The following is a 17,893-nucleotide window of genomic DNA, read 5'->3' as shown; positions in this document are numbered from 1 at the left end:
AAGAAGGATTTGAGAAATTGGAAGAAGGCTATAGGAATAGCAATGTGAGTTTGAAAAGATATTTAGCGGGGAAGAATATATCTGTACCTCAATATTATTACTGGAAGAGGAAGTACATCCAGAGGTCAAAGGAATTATTGGGTCAATTTGTGAACATCACCTCAAAGATAAATTAGAATCAGTAGAAAGCAGTATTGATAATAGTCTAGAGTTATCTGGAAGTGAAAAGGCAGGACTTCCTGATAGACAAGCAGAAGATCTAGAATTGGTCAGAACGGAGTTTGGATTTGATACCTTAATCATTGAAGATACTGATCCAGAAGAGTATGATTGTGAAGGATGAGCGACCGATTTCCGACGATTTTGTCGGAATGAAGCACGACAGTGCTTCAAGGGAGTGAACCACGAAAGTGGCATGTAGTAAACAACAATTATGTCTTGTATTTCTTCCATCCTGACCACATTGGTTAAAGCACATATTTAACAGATGAGGCTGGAAATCCTTATCAATTCTTGCTATATTTGCCTATCGGAGACATGACCGACTGGTGGCGCTACTGCGCCAATCGAGTGATAAAGATCACTCGATAAGAAGGGAACCGATTGCCCCTGCAATCGGCTTGAAGAAAACCAAGTTTGAAAGATAAAGATTACCTTACTATGAAGTCTAAAAGTGGAACTTGCTGGCTGAACAGAAAGCTGGGGGCTATTCTACGAAGTATAGGTTTACGGGTAAAGAAGTAGATGAAGAGACTGGACTTTATTATTTTGGGGCAAGGTATTATGATCCTAGGATATCGTTGTGGTTTGGGGTTGACCCACTGACAGAGAAATATTTTGATTATTCTCCATTTACATACACTGCAGATAATCCCATAAAATATATAGATCCAGATGGAAGAGGTTATGGAGATATATACAATCTTGATGGAGAGCATATTGGTAACGATGGAATAGATGATAAAAAAGTGTATTTAAAGCATACAACAGATAATAAGCAAATGACAAGGGAGCAATCTTTGGCAGCAACAAATATGGCGCAAAAAGCACCAGGAGTGTCAAACACAACAGATGTAACCTCACAAACTGGACTTAATAATGACGAATTAAACCTTAGATCATCTCTATCAACTTTAAAGCAAGCAGAAGCTGGAAGTGCAAACTCGGCATTGGATTACAATAGTTGGAATAATGGATCAACTTTCACGAATGATTCATATGATTCAAATCCAAGTGCCTACTCTGAACATCCTGGCAAAAATGGTAAGTTTGGATCAGCCGCAGGAGCCTATCAATTTCTTAGCCAATTTTATAATGAGTCCGATTTTAGTCCACAAAGTCAAGATAAGGCTGCGGTTAGCAACATGACATCTAAAAGTTACAAATCAGCACTATCAGGAGATATGAGTAAATTTATTGGAGCGACAAAAGGCAGATGGATATCTTTAAATTATTGGAAAGCTCCAGCTCTTCAAAACGTATTCAATAAATATAGGGCCAATGAACTAAAAGGGAATTCAAATATTGCAACACCAATTGGTAATTTATTAAGAAGGTAAAAATGTTCAATACAAGCATAAGAAATATTATTTATAAATTAAGGTTCATGTTATCTATCATGTATTTAAGTTTGTTTTGCTATGGATGTAAAAATTCCCTTTCAGAAGCAGGAAGTAAGTATAACAAAAAATTACTTTTTGAGCTTTCAAAGGAAATAGTTTATTCCAAATTCAAACTTGAATTAGTTTCCACATTAATGCGAGATACATTAAATGGCGATTGGGAAGATGATATTTATGGGAGTCCTTTGATACTAAAACAAACATTGAAATTTTTTGAACTGAACAAAGAAATTAAAACGCATAGATTTCCAATAGGCTATGTAACAAAAACTACAATAGTTGAAAGATCAGTTAAATTGGTAAAAATACCGATTCTTGAAATTTGCGTACTTAATGGAAAAGAAAATTTATTTTATGTTTCAGGTTCGGATTTTTGTAATGGAGTAGGATGTCCTGAATTTATTGGAATTTATAAAATGACAGGCGAAATAATTTATGAAGGAATATCAAACCAAAGTGAATTATCCAAAAATTACTTGCCATTGGATAGTATTAGCGCATTGTATGAAATAAATATTAATCACAACAAGCAATGTGAGAATCTATTAGGATTATGGAATAGAAAATAGGAATTACGTATATTTATAAAGGTATATCGTTTTTGCAAAATATAAGATTGAAATACTAACGAAACTTAGTTGTTTTAAGAGGATAGGTCTTGATTCAAAGAAATTTTACTGACATTGTAAAGTGTTCAAATTTAGTTAGTAGCAATTCTTTTTCTTTATAAAGTACTATTTCACTAAATTGAAAGTATTACAGAACTTTGGGGTCCTCTAAAAAGTACAGCTTGTTCATTTTTCACTAAGAAGTATGAACCCTAAGTGTTCAAAATATTAATCAGCGTTACAGCGGCTTTACTTTTTGTTGTCATCTTATTTTCTTTATATTTACAATTAAATAAGAAGTAACAAATCCTTCTGTTAAATTCTTTTGAGAAGCACTATTATATCATAAAAGGAATACATTAAGAATTAAAACAAAGAGGCTTAAAACCAAAGAAGTTTTAAATATCCATCATTCAATTTTATCATTAATTACATAAGATAACTTTAACCGCATAGCCACAGCACACGGCAGTTGGACCGGTGATCCAATGAACACATTGGGTAATAAAGCATCAAACTATACACTTGAAATGGCGTATGAGAATATGCATAGAATTACAACTAAACAACAGGAACATATACGTGATGCATCTAATGTAGGCGAAAACACCTACGATAATTTATTCAAATATGAAGATGTGAATCATCCGAATGCAGTAACTTCCATCGAAAACCAAACAAACAGTGATGTCGAGGAATTTAACTATGATGCGAATGATGACCGAACGATTCCCGACGTTTTAGTCAGGATGAAGCATGACAGTGCTTCAAGTGAGAGAACCGCGAAAGCGGCTTGTACAAAACCATTAGAAAAAGATAAAACCAACTCAAAGCTATTAAAATATCAAACGCCGGAAGCTTCCAACACTACATCTATGATGCTAATGGTGAAAGAACATTGAAGGGAATAGGGAAATATGGTATAATGGATTTAAATGGCTTAAGCCAAACCGTTTCTACCATTGGAAATTATTCTCAATATGTAAGTGGTTACATGGTTATGGGACCTCATTACATGGTCACGAATCACTATTATTCAGGCACTGAAAGGATAGCTTGCAAATTAGTTGGTTCAGTAGATAGCAGTGTTGATAATAGTCTAGAGTTATCGGGATCTGAAAAAGCAGGACTTCCTGATAGACAATCAGAAGATTTAGAATTGGTCAGGACGGAATTTGGATTTGATACTTTAATCATTGACGATGTAGATCCTGATGAAGACGACTGTGAAGATGAGCGACCGATTTCCGACGATTTAGTCGGAATGAAGCACGACAGTGCTTCAAGGGAGTGAACCACGAAAGTGGCATGTAGTAAACAACAATAATGTCTTGTATTTCTTCCATCTTGACCACATTGGTTAAAGCACATATTTAACAGATGAGGCTGGAAATCCTTATCAATTCTTGCTATATTTGCCTATCGGTGATGACCGACTGGTGGCGCTACTGCGCCAATCGAGTGATAAAGATCACTCGATAAGAAGGGAACCGATTGCCCCTGCAATCGGCTTGATGAAAACCAAGATTGAAAAATAAAGATTACTTTAGTGTGAAATCTAAAAGTGGAACTTGCTGGCCGAACAGAAAGCTGGGGGCTATTCTACGAAGTATAGGTTCACAGGTAAGGAGGTTGATGAGGAAACTGGACACTATTATTTTGGGGCTAGGTATTATGATCCGAGGATTAGCTTGTGGTATGGTGTCGATCCGAAGGCAGAAGATGGATTAGATTACTCTCCATACATTTATACATTTAATAATCCTATATTATTTGTTGATCCAAATGGAGAATGGCCAACTCCAGCCGAAATGAAAGCATTTGGAAAAGGAATGGTTAAAGGCGCTGTTATTGGGGTAGTTGGAGGATTAGCAGTTGGAGCACTTATTGCTTCAGGTGGAACCGCAGCTCCAGCTATTGGTTATGCTCTTGCTGCTTATGGAACATATGAAGCTGGAAAATCAACCTATGAAATAGCTAGCGGAACAGAAGCCTATTCGGGTCGAGCATTATCAAGTGAAGAAAGATTTGAAAAAGGTGGTGAGTTAGTTGGTGGATTAGTTGGAGGTGGATTAGGATTTAAAGGTGTTAAGGGAATCTCAAAAGCTGGTCCAGCTGAAAAATTCTTTTCTGCAAGAGATAATAACTTTACTGGTTCACTAGCAAATAGATTAGGTCCGGGTCGAGTAAAAGCAGTAGAACAAGATTATTCCTTTACGGATAGCAAAGGTGCTAGACAATCAGGGGATATCGATTTAGTGGGTAATAGAAATAATGTTGAAGTAAAATCAGGTGGAAAAATGGATTTGACTCAATCTCTGAAGAATAAAGAATACTCAAGCTCTCAAGGAAAAGGATATTATTTATTTATGCCTAAAGCTACAGGCGCGCAAATTAGAGATGCTGCAAGAAAAGGTATAACAGTTATAAAAGATGAAGCAAATCTCAAATCAATACTTGAATAATTATGGAGGTATTATCAATTTTTTCAACCGATTTGTGGGCAATTGAAATACTTAGAATAAAGTTGTATTCTAATAAGCAATTATATATAGATAATGTAGCTCCTGATACAGTCTACTTAAAAGATTTAAATACAAACAGGAATGTATATTACTTCAATTACCTACCCCAGGACATACAACATGAATTAAGTTACAATTTTACAAAAGAGGATAAATTAATAATTGAAACATTTTTTAATTGTACAGTTTATTATTTGTTTTATCTGTCATATAGAGATCACAATTCAATTAATCAATTTATATCAGAATATTATATTTTATTGAAAGAAACTAATGAAAGTTTAGTTAATTCGGTTTTAATAAATCATCCTTTTGATGGTTTTTTAAGTAAAAATGATTTTAATGTATGATGAAAAAGTTCATCGAGTATGATGTGAAATAAAGATTGTGGTATGGTGTAGATCCACGCTCAGATAAATATCCTGGTTTGTCGCCTTTTAATTATGTGCCTAATAATCCTATTGGAAATATTGATCCATATTAAATGACTGTTCAGGGTAAGACCTTGAATAATAAAAATAATCCAAAGCATTACCTGCTTCAACTTTAACTGTCTTATTTCGATCAGGTGCATTGTATTGACAAGCCAGACAAAAAAATGTGAGTAAAAGTAAAGACCACTTCATGTGGTAAAAATAACGAATAAATACTGGGATGCTAAAATAAATTGGGTTGAAACCAATTGGAATAAATCAAGGGTGAAAAAAATAAATTGGACATTATATGCAAATTAGACTTTTGAAATTAGGATAAAAATTAAATCCAAAGTCGCTAATTTAATTGAGTAAAATGATATCCAATTTTAATTCGGCAATTCAATCGTAAACCATTTAAAATTTAAATAATCTCTACTCAGAATAAAAATGGATGCACTTAAACAAATCAAAAAAAATTTTCTAATAAAATCAAAAGGCAAAAAGGGTGCATTCAATTATAATATCCTGAATTAATAGATTCATGCTAAATATTACATACAAAAGTAAAATTAATTTACAAATTTATCAAACTGACAGATTAAATCGTGACTGCTTCAAATTACATCCACGAAGCAACCCAATTCATCTTACCATATTAAAAGTTGAATTTTTTATACCCAATTAAATTTGATAATTCAATTTTAACTTCAACCTAAATGTTCTAAAAGATTATCTCATTCATTAAAATTCAACTTGATTTCATCACATGAAATTTTGATAACCTTGAGTATCATCATCTTTAAAATGATCGCGCGGATGACCCTAATCCATTTTTTTCTAAATCTCACCAACTTCCATTAATTCGCCTTCATAAAACTTTCTATTTTTACCTTTCAATTACAAGATATGGTCACGAATGATTTTTCTAATGCACACTTTTTTAAAGAACTGGGAAAACAATTCCACAGCACTGATACGGAAGTTCCGAAGGAAAAAATTAACAACCTTAGGTTATTGTTAAAATACCATGAGTGGAAGTATTATGTAGACAATGATCCGGTTGTCTCAGATTTTGAATACGATCAATTGTATAAATTACTGGAAAGAACGGAAAGTGTTCACCCCGATTGGATTACAGAAGACTCGCCCACACAGCGGGTGTCCAGCGATCTAAGTACCAAACAGGAATCGGTGAGCCATCTTGCGCCCATGCTTTCTTTGGACAATACTTACAATCTGATTGATTTGGAAGACTTCGATAAAAGAATAAAAAAATTATGCTCCATTCCTGAAAATGAAAATTTGGAATATCTGGTAGAACCGAAATTTGATGGCGGTAGTATGGCCGTTGTTTATGAAAACGATTTGCTGGTAAGAGCCGCCACAAGGGGCGATGGGCAAAAAGGGGAAGAAATGACCCCTAATGCTAGAACAATCAGATCCTTACCGCTCAGCGCACCTTTTTCTTCCTATGGAATAAAGAAGGCTGAACTGAGAGGGGAAGCAATTATACGCAAAGATGTTTTTGTTAAGATCAACCAGGATCGTGAACAAGACGGTCTATCGCTCCTGGCAAATCCTAGAAATGCAGCCACCGGTGTAATGCGGACGAAAGATCCCGCAGAAACCGCTTCCCGCAAATTAGATGTGTTCATTTTTCAATTGGGGTTTGCCATAGATGAAAATGGTGAAAACAAATTACTTGAATATAAAAATCAGGAGGAACTCATTGACCTGGTGCAAAACCTGGGATTTTTAGTACCCAAAATTGAGAAAAAAAAATGCACCGGTATTAAAGAAGTTTTTGATTTTATAAATTATTGGGCCATCAAACGCGATTCATATGACTACGAACTGGATGGAATGGTCATCAAGTTAAATGACCTTGGATTGCAAGAACAATGTGGATATACAGCTCATCATCCACGTTGGGCGGTAGCTTATAAATTTCAAGCCAAACAGGCTACTTCTGTTTTACTTCAAGTAGATTTTCAAATTGGAAAAATTGGTTCGATCACACCGGTCGCCAAAATCGAACCCGTCCAATTGGCTGGCGTCACGGTGTCTTCGATCTCCTTGCACAATGAAGATTTTATCCGCACCAAGGATATTTTTCTAAGGGATACCGTTTTAGTAGAAAGAGCAGGAGATGTGATCCCTTATATTGTAAAATCTTTTCCGGAGTTAAGAGGAGCAGACGCTACTCCAATTGTTTTTCCTTCCGTCTGCCCGGATTGTAAAACCAAACTCGTTAGAGAAGAAGATGAAGCTGCCTGGAGGTGCCCAAATTTTCATTGCCCTTCGCAAGTAATTCAAAGATTAATCCATCATGTTTCAAAAGATGCAATGAACATTGATGGTTTAGGTGCGTCTTTGATAGAACGTTTTTATGAACTTGGCTGGATTAAAAATATGGCAGACATCTATCGACTGGATTATGATGCCATCAGCAAATTAGAAGGCATGGGTCTTAAATCTGCCGAAAAATTAAGAATGTCAGTTTCTATTGCCAAACAAAATCCCATTCACAGATTACTGCACGGTTTATGCATTCACCATCTTGGAAAAAAAATTAGCAAGCTCATCGCGGAGCATCTGGACTACGTCCCCAATCTATTTGACTGGACCATGGAAAATTATACCGCAATTAAAGATGTAGGTCCGGTGGTCGGTGAAAACATCATAGCTTTCTTCCAGCATCCGGAAAACAAAAAGATGTTGAAAGAAATGGAACTTCTGGGCGTCAACATGCTGCAAACGGAGGAGGATAAACCAAGGTTACAAAATCAGGACGGCGTGTTTTCAGGTAAGACTATTTTGTTTACCGGTACCCTGAGCCAAATGGACAGACGAAAAGCGCAGGAATTGGCTGAAAAAGCTGGTGCTAAAATCTTGTCTGCAGTCAGTGGTCATTTGAATATTTTGGTGGTGGGTACGGATGCCGGTTCTAAACTGGAAAAGGCTAAAAAAATAGGGACTGTTGAAATCCTAACCGAAGAAGAATTTTTATCAAGGATTGGCTAGGTATTTACAACTTAAAGACTTGCTTGTTCGTTATCAATGACTATTTCATACTTTTGCCAAAAATTAAGAAAAGATGCTCACCCAGTTTAAATCAGATGTAGAAGCCATAGATGCACTTGCCCAATCTTATAAGGATTTAAGCCAGGAAATTTCTAAGGTCATAGTCGGTCAAAATGATGTAGTAAGGGCTTCCATTATATCTCTGTTCAGCAATGGTCATAGTCTGCTGGTTGGGGTGCCGGGACTTGCTAAAACATTGCTCATCAATACGCTGGCGCAAGTACTCGACCTGAGCTTCAAAAGGATTCAGTTCACACCGGATTTAATGCCTTCTGACATTACCGGATCAGAAATCCTGGATGAAGACAGACATTTTAGATTTAATCGCGGTCCACTGTTTGCGAATATTGTTCTGGCCGACGAGATCAACAGGACCCCTCCCAAAACGCAGGCTGCACTTCTGGAAGCCATGCAGGAAAGAATTGTTACTGTCAGTGGTACCAGACATGTTTTGCCAAATCCTTTTTTCGTTTTGGCGACTCAAAATCCCATTGAACAAGAAGGTACATACCCGCTCCCTGAAGCGCAATTAGACCGTTTTATGTTTAACATTCCTTTGGATTATCCAAGTTATGAAGAAGAACTAAATGTGGTAAAACAAACCACCATGTTCCAGAAAACTGAATTAAAGCCCATTTTGAGCGCAGAGCAAATCCTTTACTATCAGCAAGTAATCAGAAAAATCCCAATTGCGGACAATGTGTTGGAATATGCCGTTAGCCTTGCATCCAGAACCAGACCTAAGACCGAAAGGGCTACCAAGGAAGTAAATACCTATGTCAGTTGGGGAGCAGGTCCCCGGGCTTCACAAAATTTGGTGTTGGGAGCCAAATGTTATGGGGCGCTAAAGGGCAAATATTCGCCAGACATTGAGGATGTACAAGCAATTGCCGGTTTGGTACTCAGACACCGGATTGTTGTAAATTATAAAGCTGAAGCAGATGGCCTCGGGGTAGATCAGCTCATCAAAACCCTCTTATAATCCCGTTTATTTCATTTTTTTTAGTTTGAAAATACTTAATTGTATTATATTTGCGGTCCAATTTTAAGTGCTTACTTATGAAAAAAGATATTCATCCTTCAAACTACCGCTACGTTGTGTTCAAAGATTTCTCTTGCAACGAAGCTTTTTTGACAAAATCCTGCACTGCTACCAAGGAAACTATTCAATGGGAAGACGGTAATGAATATCCTTTAATCAGATTGGAGATATCCAGTAAATCTCACCCTTTCTTTACTGGAAAAATGAAGTTCATTGATACAGCCGGTCGAATTGATAAATTCAACAAGAAATTCGGCAAATTCAATAAGAACTCATAATTTGGGCTGGGTATAAAATTTACCCGCCAAATGAAAATCATCCTTGTAGATCCGGTTTCGTCCATTACATTATGGCCTCTTTCACAGACCAGGCCTGTTGCTGATATTAGAGTTGGGATTCTGACCATTGCAGAAAAATGGGAAAAAATTACCGGCTTGACGGTTTCCCATCTATGCCCATCTGTATTAGCTTCCTTGTACCCTATCGACCTTTCTACCGAAAATCTTTTTGTTCATGGATCTGTTTTGCCGGATGAGCGTTTTTTTAAAACAATTCAGGATTTAAAAAACGGACAGGCCATCAAAAATCAAAATGGTATCTGGCTGGCTGCTAAAATGGATGAATCGCAAAGCCTGGATTGGGTTGAAAGATATCTTTTGGGAAAAGATTTTCCCGCCCACCTTGCTTTTGTCCCTCCATACGAACAAGAACTTAATATTCTGGCATTTCCATGGCAAATCTTCCAACTGAATGGGATAGAACATGAGAAAGACTATAATTTAATTACCCTTGGACGAGACAGCCAAAGCCTGGATAAATCAAATCAGGTATTCGGAGACAGGATCTTCCTCGAAGAAGGAGCAGTTGTCCACTGCAGTATCCTAAACAGCACAACCGGATCCATATACATTGGTAAAAATGCAGAAATCATGGAAGGTTGCACAGTGCGTGGATCGCTTGCTTTGTGTGAGGGGTCTGTCCTCAAGATGGGGGCAAAAATTTATGGACCCACCACACTTGGTCCCGGATCAAAAGTCGGTGGTGAAATTCAGAACAGCGTCCTTCAGGCAAACTCCAATAAAACACATGATGGATATCTAGGCAATTCCGTCATAGGTGAATGGTGTAATCTGGGCGCCGATACGAATATTTCGAATTTAAAAAATACCTATCAGGAGGTAAAACTCTGGAATTACTCCAAAGAATCATTTGTCAAAACCAACAGTATTTTTTGTGGAATGATTATGGGAGATCATGCCAAATGTGGAATCAACACCATGTTTAATACAGGAACGGTAGTAGGGGTTGGCGCCAATGTTTTTGGTGCAGGATATCCAAGGCAATTTATTCCGGATTTTGCCTGGGGTGGGGCCACGGGATTCAGCACCTTTGGCATGGATAAATTTCTTGAAACCGCCAAAGCAGTGATGCTAAGAAGAAATCAATCACTGAATGAAAACTACCAATTGCTGTTGGAGCAGGTTTTCTTTTCCACTTCAAAATTCCGAACCTGGGAAAAATAATTCCCACATAAATCATTTAAATTTTTTAAAATTATTGCCGACAATGTACTGGCCTCTGGTGTGAATCAATTCGCATTTCCAGTTATAATTTGTTGTTTGGAGTAATTGGAAAATTGAATGAAAGTTTTAATCTAACCAAATTGACAGTTCTTGACGATATTTGTTGAAATCTATATGATATGGGACGCTCCGCTTTCTACAATACAATCAGAAAATTAACCGCCCTTCTGTGTTTTATCATTCTTTTATCCCATCATATCCAATCCAATGCTCAAGTAGTACAACCACCCAAGGGAGACATTTACAAAGACGATGTGGTACCAAGAATGGATGTACGCATTAATCCTGACTCACTTAAATGGATACTTGACCCGGTAAATAAAGAAAGTGATCAAACTTTTAAAAGCGACTTTTTCTTTGACAATGGACAAAAGAAAGATACCTTTTTCAACATAGGTTTTGGTTTAAGGGGAAATACCTCTCGAAACTCACCAAAAAAATCTTTCAAAATTTCTTTCAGCGATTTTTCCAAGGAAGGAAAATTCCATGGTCTTGAAAAAATTAATTTAAATGCTGAAACCAATGACCCGACTCTTTCACGTTCCACCATGTGCTGGGCTTTCGCTTCAAAAATCGGATTGCCTGCCGCCAGGGTAAATCATATTCAACTGTTTATTAATGACTCCTTTTATGGATTGTACACCAATGTAGAACACATTGACGAAGAGTTTATGGAAATTAGATTTGGCAATAAAGATGGTAGTCTTTATAAATGTCTTTATCCGGCGGACTTGTTGTATAAAGGTGCCGATCCAAATTTCTACAAAGAAGAATTTTCAGGAAGGAGGGCGTATGAACTTCAGGGGAAAGAAGGTCCTGATGCTTATAAAGACCTTGTCCATCTTCTATATATCTTAAACAATACGCCGTCCGCTCAGTTAAGCTGCGAGTTAGAAAAAGTATTAGATGTAGATCAGGTGATCAGATATTTAGTTTTTGAAATTCTGATAGGGCAGTGGGATGGATTGATTTACAACAAGAATAATTTCTTTTTATATTTCAATACTCGAAATTCCAAGTTTCAAATCATCCCATATGATTTGGACAATACTTTAGGTATTGATTGGATTGGCAGAGACTGGCCAAATAGAAATATTTACAATTGGCACAATTCTTCACAACTAAGACCATTGTACACCAAACTTCTTGCTGTACCTCAGTACAAGGAAAGGTTTAGCTTCTATTTAAAAAAATATTTGGATTCACTTTTTAATGAATCACAATTCAGACTTCAGGCAAATTTGCTGATACAACAACTCAAGCCGTATGTTGAAAAAGATTCGTTTTATCCTTTGGCAAACGGATTTACGACAATGGATTTTCAAAACGGTTTTGAAAATGCATTGCCCTTCAGTCATTTACCCAACGGAATTCTATCCTATGTAATAAAAAGAGTGAATGCAGCAAGATCACAATTATCATTTGGTCGTCTTGCGCCCATTGTCAGAAATGTAAAAAATAATCTTCCTCAACCCGGTGAACAAGTTTGGGTCAATGCAGAAATAGAAGATGATGGATCTTCTGTACAGGTGAATCTGTGTTACAGATTTTCGCAATCAGGGTCTTTTACCTGCATCCCCATGTTGGACGATGGAAATCAGCATGACAAAAACGCAAAAGATTTGATTTATGGTGCAATCATTGAGGGTCCAAAATCTAACAGCATGCTGGAATATTACATCAAATCTACTGACCAGTCGTCCAATGAAACCACCTGGCCTAATTGTGGCTACCAGATAATTAATATAGGAAAATCCAAAAGCGACTTAGTTATTAATGAAATATGTGCATCAAACCAAAGCATCCTAAAAGATGAATTTGGCGAATTTGATGATTGGATTGAATTGTACAATAAAGGAACCATGTCCATTTATCTCGGAGATAAATTTCTCTCTGACGATAAAAATAATTCTACCAAATGGAAGCTGCCTTCTGTTTCATTGGCACCCGGACAGTATCTGATTATTTGGGCTGACAACGACGCAAAACAAGGAAGTAATCACACTAACTTCAAATTAGATGCTGCCGGGGAATACATTGGATTATTCGACAGTGAATCTAATTTGTTTGGATTAATGGATGAAATAGAATTTCCTGCACAGGACAACAACGGTGCTTTTGCCCGTGTACCCAATGGGATAGGTCCATTTCAAAAATATACACCCAGCCCCGGTAGAAATAATACGCCAAGCGATACCAACAATCCTTCCGGGAAAAGCATCTTTTCAGTGTACCCAAATCCTTGCAGCAGCTTAATATTTATTAAGAGTTCGACTGTTTTTCAAAAAATTGCACTTTATGATCTCTGCGGGAGAAAAATTTATCAGACCTATGTTACAAAACAGGAAGTACCTCTTCCTAAATTGTTGGATGGAATTTATATCCTTACTGCATTAAGTGATGACGACAAGGTTATTGGCAGGGAGAAAATTGTTGTCAGAAATTAAATTCTTCCAATTCGATTTCTAATGAATGTACGCATCAGTCTTTCGGACAATGTATTTCAAATTCCAAAGCTTCCGAAAATAAGTAAAAATTGAAACCAATTTGACAACAGTAAAATTGTTAGATTTGAGAATTAGAAATCTAATTTCCTTTGGCAATACAAATTATCACCTAATAATAAAATGTTTGCCTAATAGAATAATCTTGATAAAAAAAATTGATGACATATACATATAAGCTTTAGGCTATAACTAAATGATTAAGGTAATCAACTTAATTAATAAGTTCAATCGGTAACATCTTCTTATTAATCAATGCAATAGGAAAACTTTTACTATTTATAACATAGTTCTTATAATCACCTTTTTGGACCGATACAAATATACCTTTACACTTAGGAAATTCCATTAGATCAGATGAGGATATTGTGTATGAACCATTATCCGGAACAAGGAATCTTTTTACCATACTGTCTCCGGATAAATTTGGATCAAACAGAATATTGTATTCCAAATCAAAAGTTAATTCAATTAGTACTCCCTTGTCATTTAAAGGATTAGAATCAGTTGTCCATTCCAATGTAAACCCTGAAGATTTTGAAACTATTGAACCTATTGTAGGAGAAATTACGGTAAAATCATGAGGCATGTATAATGTATAATTTTGGCCGTAATTAGTTGATGAAATTCCAATATTAATATTTGAACCAAAATATTGATTATTGGTATTTGGAAATATTCCATTGATATTACCATTTTGATTTGCAAGGACAACAATATTTCCAGGTGAGATTGTTAGTGTATTGACCTCTCCTTTGCTACTTGCGTTAACCATCAATTTTGAATTTTCAAAATTGATAAACCCTCCCCCATATCCATCTTCCCCAATCTCTAAAAAATTCACAAGATTTTGAACTAAAATTGAATCTCCATTTAAATTGTAAGTCTGTCCGATAACCGAACCTATAGCATAACTTAAGATGCTATTCGCCTCTGGCTTTGAGCAACCTAAAAAAATAAATGGGAAAAATATCGATATTATATAAATTTTCATAAAATGAATTTTAAAAATGAAATGATAACTTAACAGAGACCTATTGTTTCGATGGCACTTTCATTAATTTCAAGGTCCAACTTGACATGTTCAGCTGAACTATTAACATTGCCCTCCCAGTACCAAATTGATCGAGGATATTTACCACCAATTGTACCTCTGCAATAACCTGTGTGAAAACATGGTTCAAATAATTTTACCACAATTTTAATATTGCCATCAGGTATTTTACCTTCAAATGAACCGAAGACATTGCATTTAACATTTTTTTGGTTTGGATCTCCTAAATTTACACTTCCAATTGAGGTACCGTTATCTGCATTATAAATTGAAATTGTTCCATACCAACTATCTGTAGAAAGAGATTTCGTAAATAGATTTCTATTTTGCAACCCTGGTAGTGCCCAATGACAAGTTCTGCAGCCCATCAAATCTGAAGCTGAATTAGCACAATATGCTGTATTGATAATATCACACCTCGGATCTCCAGTATTTGTATTTCTCAAATATTGAGAAAAAGTTAACCTTAACTCAAATGTACGCGTCCAGTTTTCAGGATTATTTGATGAACTTTTTTTACACTTACCTTGTGTTAAGACGGAAAATAACAGTAAGGCAATTAAAAATTTCAAATAAATTCTTGCATTCATATAGCATGATTTGTAGATTACATTTACTAAAATAAGTAATATCGAAAACTATTTATAATAATAATTTGAACTTTAACTAAATTTTAACATTTCAGACAACTTTTTTTTAGCAGAAATTTCTTTGTTGACTTAAGGAATTTAAACGTGAATTTTCCAACTATAAATAAAGCAACTTAAAGAAAGAGGGATATAGACTTTTAGTAAGAATTTAAAATACTGCACATTAATCCAAATGGCTCTACCTAAAAAGTTATCTAATTTCTGCCTTTGTTTAAAGGATTGTTAACTTACCTATTAGAAGGTTTGTTAATCCAATATTCTGAAAAAACTGTTTTACCCTTCAAAATTACTATCAAAAGTAGAAACGTCAGGCAGTATAATAATAAAATTACATTTTCATTGCCTAATATCGGGTGTTGTATCGGACGATATTTAATTACTAATGAAGAAAAAAATATTAATACAACCAACCGAATAGCATAATACCAATACCTTTTGAATTTAAAATCCAATAAAATCAATATCACATTGACCGTTAAAGCTGATAAGAAAAGGAATAAAAAACTTGCAGGTGTCATAGAATCAAATTGGATCAAAAGATTTACAAATTTTCCATCTAAGAGCACCATTAAACTGGCAGTCATGTAAAAATAAATTATACTATTTAAAATTAAAAGCAAAAGCCACAGATTAAATAGGAAGAAAAGCATTGTTCAATCAATCGATCTGATACAAACTAGATTTTGACAGGTATTTTGTCCGGCTGGATGGATAATTAACGTAGAGACGAAAGCATTAGACTTATCCAGTCTAAGCTATTTAAAATGGGCCCATGATTAAATCAAGTATTAAAGATTGCACTTCCAAATTTGTAAGCCAAGCAACAGAATTGAGAGAATTGGATCAATTGGTTCAATAAAATAAAAAAAGCCTTGTAATGCAAGATGCTTAACAAGGCTTAATTGTAAAAAAAAAACGGCGGCGACCTACTCTCCCGGAATAACCAGTACCATCGGCGCAGCAGGGCTTAACTTCTCTGTTCGGAATGGGAAGAGGTGGGACCCCTGCGCTAAAGCCACCTAAAACTTTTGGTATACGGATCAAAGAGCCGCTCTCCACCGGAATGGAGAAACCAATAATTTAATCCAAATGAATGGATGATATTATTTGTATTATTTGAAACATTATTCAAATAAAAAAAAAAGGTTGGATGAGAAAATGATGCTGTTTAGTGAAAAGAATAAAAAAAGGAAGCTAAGGGGTAATTAGTACTACTCAGCTGAACGTATTACTACGCTTACACCTATAGCCTATCAACGTAGTAGTCTTCTACGACCCCAGTAACACTCATCTTAAGGATAGCTTCGCGCTTAGATGCTTTCAGCGCTTATCTAGTCCGTACATAGCTACTCTGCGCTGCACCTGGCGGCACAACAGATACACTAGCGGTACGTCCGACTCGGTCCTCTCGTACTAGAGTCAGCTCCCTTCAATGTTACAACGCCCACCACAGATAGAGACCGAACTGTCTTGCGACGTTCTGAACCCAGTTCACGTGCCACTTTAATCGGCGAACAGCCGAACCCTTGGGACCTTCTCCAGCCCCAGGATGTGACGAACCGACATCGAGGTGCCAAACCTCCCCGTCGATATGAGCTCTTGGGGGAGATCAGCCTGTTATCCCCGGCGTACCTTTTATCCTTTGAGCGATGGCCCTTCCATGCGGAACCACCGGATCACTTTAGCCTACTTTCGTACCTGATCGATCCGTCGATCTCTCAGTCAAGCGCCCTTATACTAATACGCTCTGCGCATGATTACCAACCATGCTGAGGGCACCTTTGCAAGCCTCCGTTACTTTTTAGGAGGCGACCACCCCAGTCAAACTACCCACCACACACTGTCCCCCGTTGGTACGGGGTTAGAACCTAAATATAGGAAGGGTGGTATTTCAAGGACGACTCCACGACCACTAGCGTGACCGCTTCAAAGTCTCCCACCTATCCTACACATCCTATATTCAAGCACAATGTGAAGTTGTAGTAAAGGTGCACGGGGTCTTTTCGTCCCGTGGCGGGTAACCGGCATCTTCACCGATACTTCAATTTCACCGAGCTCATGGCTGAGACAGTGCCCAGATCGTTACACCATTCGTGCAGGTCGGAACTTACCCGACAAGGAATTTCGCTACCTTAGGACCGTTATAGTTACGGCCGCCGTTTACTGGGGCTTCAGTCAAGAGCTTCGCCTTGCGACTAACCCCCTTCCTTAACCTTCCAGCACCGGGCAGGTGTCAGACCCTATACTTCATCTTTCGATTTTGCAGAGTCCTGTGTTTTTGCTAAACAGTCGCCTGGGCCATTTCTCTGCGCCCCCAACGAATTGGGGGGTCTCTTTTCCCGAAGTTACGAGACTAATTTGCCTAGTTCCTTAGCCATGACTCACTCGAGCGCCTGAGTATATTCTACTCGACTACCTGTGTCGGTTTACGGTACGGGCTGTATATATCTGAAGCTTAGAGGTTTTTCTTGGAAGCCTGCTTGGAGTCACTATCACATCACCCCGGAGGGATCAGTGTACTATCATGTTTCAGTTCACCGGCGGATTTGCCTACCGGATCAACACCTACGCACTTTAACCAACTATTCCGTAAGTTGGCGGACTTTACGCTCCTTCGTCACCCCATCGCAATATACACAGGTGCTGGAATATTAACCAGCTTGCCATCGGCTTCGCCTCTCGGCTATACCTTAGGACCCGACTAACCCTGATCTGATTAGCATAGATCGAGGAACCCTTAGTCTTACGGCGAATAAGTTTTCCACTTATTTAATCGTTACTTATGCCTACATTTTCTTTTCCAGA

The 17,893-nt window shown here is 37.0% G+C and carries 14 protein-coding genes and 2 rRNA genes (1 of these 16 only partly in view); 11 read left to right on the top strand and 5 right to left on the bottom strand.

Annotated elements, in window-relative coordinates; translation table 11 throughout:
* Positions 1-680: 680 nt before the first annotated feature.
* From IPJ83_03070 to IPJ83_03045, 6 genes are all read left to right on the top strand, one after another.
* Positions 681-1,559, top strand: coding sequence for a hypothetical protein (locus tag IPJ83_03070; GenBank protein ID MBK7879528.1), 879 nt, complete (start codon positions 681-683; stop codon positions 1,557-1,559).
* A 47-nt stretch (positions 1,560-1,606) separates the two neighbouring features.
* Positions 1,607-2,191 (top strand): hypothetical protein, encoded by a 585-nt coding sequence (locus IPJ83_03065; GenBank protein MBK7879527.1) that lies wholly within the window; start codon positions 1,607-1,609, stop codon positions 2,189-2,191.
* A gap of 536 nt (positions 2,192-2,727) precedes the next feature.
* Positions 2,728-3,132, top strand: coding sequence for a hypothetical protein (locus tag IPJ83_03060; protein MBK7879526.1), 405 nt, complete (start codon positions 2,728-2,730; stop codon positions 3,130-3,132).
* 23 nt (positions 3,133-3,155) lie between these two features.
* On the top strand, positions 3,156-3,524 hold the full coding sequence (locus IPJ83_03055; protein ID MBK7879525.1) for a hypothetical protein: 369 nt from the start codon (positions 3,156-3,158) through the stop codon (positions 3,522-3,524).
* 277 nt (positions 3,525-3,801) lie between these two features.
* Positions 3,802-4,695 carry a hypothetical protein gene (locus IPJ83_03050; GenBank protein ID MBK7879524.1) on the top strand — a complete coding sequence of 298 codons (894 nt, stop codon included), beginning with the start codon at positions 3,802-3,804 and terminating at the stop codon, positions 4,693-4,695.
* 2 nt (positions 4,696-4,697) lie between these two features.
* The gene (locus tag IPJ83_03045; protein MBK7879523.1) at positions 4,698-5,105 is read left to right on the top strand and encodes a hypothetical protein; all 408 of its coding nucleotides are present in this window, start codon (positions 4,698-4,700) and stop codon (positions 5,103-5,105) included.
* A 108-nt stretch (positions 5,106-5,213) separates the two neighbouring features.
* Here the strand turns inward: IPJ83_03045 and IPJ83_03040 are convergent, their stop codons facing one another.
* Positions 5,214-5,381 (bottom strand): hypothetical protein, encoded by a 168-nt coding sequence (locus tag IPJ83_03040; protein MBK7879522.1) that lies wholly within the window; start codon positions 5,379-5,381, stop codon positions 5,214-5,216.
* 696 nt (positions 5,382-6,077) lie between these two features.
* On the opposite strand from IPJ83_03040, the gene ligA reads away from it, so the two are divergent.
* The 5 genes from ligA to IPJ83_03015 all read left to right on the top strand — a co-directional run bounded on the left by ligA (position 6,078) and on the right by IPJ83_03015 (position 13,327).
* Positions 6,078-8,195 (top strand): NAD-dependent DNA ligase LigA, encoded by a 2,118-nt coding sequence (gene ligA / locus IPJ83_03035; GenBank protein MBK7879521.1) that lies wholly within the window; start codon positions 6,078-6,080, stop codon positions 8,193-8,195.
* A 73-nt stretch (positions 8,196-8,268) separates the two neighbouring features.
* Positions 8,269-9,237, top strand: a complete 969-nt coding sequence (locus IPJ83_03030; protein ID MBK7879520.1) for an AAA family ATPase — start codon at positions 8,269-8,271, stop codon at positions 9,235-9,237.
* A gap of 77 nt (positions 9,238-9,314) precedes the next feature.
* The gene (locus IPJ83_03025; GenBank protein ID MBK7879519.1) at positions 9,315-9,575 is read left to right on the top strand and encodes a type B 50S ribosomal protein L31; all 261 of its coding nucleotides are present in this window, start codon (positions 9,315-9,317) and stop codon (positions 9,573-9,575) included.
* Positions 9,576-9,605: 30 nt separating this feature from the next.
* Positions 9,606-10,820 (top strand): glucose-1-phosphate thymidylyltransferase, encoded by a 1,215-nt coding sequence (locus IPJ83_03020; GenBank protein MBK7879518.1) that lies wholly within the window; start codon positions 9,606-9,608, stop codon positions 10,818-10,820.
* A gap of 179 nt (positions 10,821-10,999) precedes the next feature.
* Entirely contained in the window at positions 11,000-13,327 is a 2,328-nt protein-coding gene (locus tag IPJ83_03015) for a CotH kinase family protein (protein ID MBK7879517.1), read from the top strand.
* A 271-nt stretch (positions 13,328-13,598) separates the two neighbouring features.
* Here the strand turns inward: IPJ83_03015 and IPJ83_03010 are convergent, their stop codons facing one another.
* From IPJ83_03010 to IPJ83_02995, 4 genes are all read right to left on the bottom strand, one after another.
* Positions 13,599-14,378 carry a hypothetical protein gene (locus IPJ83_03010; GenBank protein MBK7879516.1) on the bottom strand — a complete coding sequence of 260 codons (780 nt, stop codon included), beginning with the start codon at positions 14,376-14,378 and terminating at the stop codon, positions 13,599-13,601.
* A 29-nt stretch (positions 14,379-14,407) separates the two neighbouring features.
* Complete coding sequence (locus IPJ83_03005; GenBank protein MBK7879515.1) at positions 14,408-15,028, bottom strand: hypothetical protein; 621 nt, start codon at positions 15,026-15,028, stop codon at positions 14,408-14,410.
* Positions 15,029-16,001: 973 nt separating this feature from the next.
* A 5S ribosomal RNA gene (gene rrf / locus IPJ83_03000) occupies positions 16,002-16,111 on the bottom strand.
* Positions 16,112-16,273: 162 nt separating this feature from the next.
* Positions 16,274-17,893, bottom strand: a 23S ribosomal RNA gene (locus IPJ83_02995); it runs 1,274 nt beyond the window's last position.

The organism is Candidatus Vicinibacter proximus, from assembly GCA_016713905.1.
GTDB lineage: Bacteria > Bacteroidota > Bacteroidia > Chitinophagales > Saprospiraceae > Vicinibacter > Vicinibacter proximus.
Note: the sequence above shows the minus strand (reverse complement) of the source record. Positions and strands in the feature narration are given on the sequence as shown.

Excerpts from the sequence above, each read along its gene's own strand:
- IPJ83_03025 (MBK7879519.1), top strand. The coding sequence starts at position 9,315 with ATGAAAAAAGATATTCATCCTTCAAACTACCGCTACGTTGTGTTCAAA.
- IPJ83_03055 (MBK7879525.1), top strand. The coding sequence starts at position 3,156 with ATGGATTTAAATGGCTTAAGCCAAACCGTTTCTACCATTGGAAATTAT.
- IPJ83_03045 (MBK7879523.1), top strand. The coding sequence starts at position 4,698 with ATGGAGGTATTATCAATTTTTTCAACCGATTTGTGGGCAATTGAAATA.
- IPJ83_03030 (MBK7879520.1), top strand. The coding sequence starts at position 8,269 with ATGCTCACCCAGTTTAAATCAGATGTAGAAGCCATAGATGCACTTGCC.
- IPJ83_03015 (MBK7879517.1), top strand. The coding sequence starts at position 11,000 with ATGGGACGCTCCGCTTTCTACAATACAATCAGAAAATTAACCGCCCTT.
- IPJ83_03040 (MBK7879522.1), bottom strand. The coding sequence starts at position 5,381 with ATGAAGTGGTCTTTACTTTTACTCACATTTTTTTGTCTGGCTTGTCAA.
- IPJ83_03065 (MBK7879527.1), top strand. The coding sequence starts at position 1,607 with ATGTTATCTATCATGTATTTAAGTTTGTTTTGCTATGGATGTAAAAAT.
- IPJ83_03010 (MBK7879516.1), bottom strand. The coding sequence starts at position 14,378 with ATGAAAATTTATATAATATCGATATTTTTCCCATTTATTTTTTTAGGT.
- IPJ83_03020 (MBK7879518.1), top strand. The coding sequence starts at position 9,606 with ATGAAAATCATCCTTGTAGATCCGGTTTCGTCCATTACATTATGGCCT.
- IPJ83_03005 (MBK7879515.1), bottom strand. The coding sequence starts at position 15,028 with ATGAATGCAAGAATTTATTTGAAATTTTTAATTGCCTTACTGTTATTT.
- ligA (MBK7879521.1), top strand. The coding sequence starts at position 6,078 with ATGGTCACGAATGATTTTTCTAATGCACACTTTTTTAAAGAACTGGGA.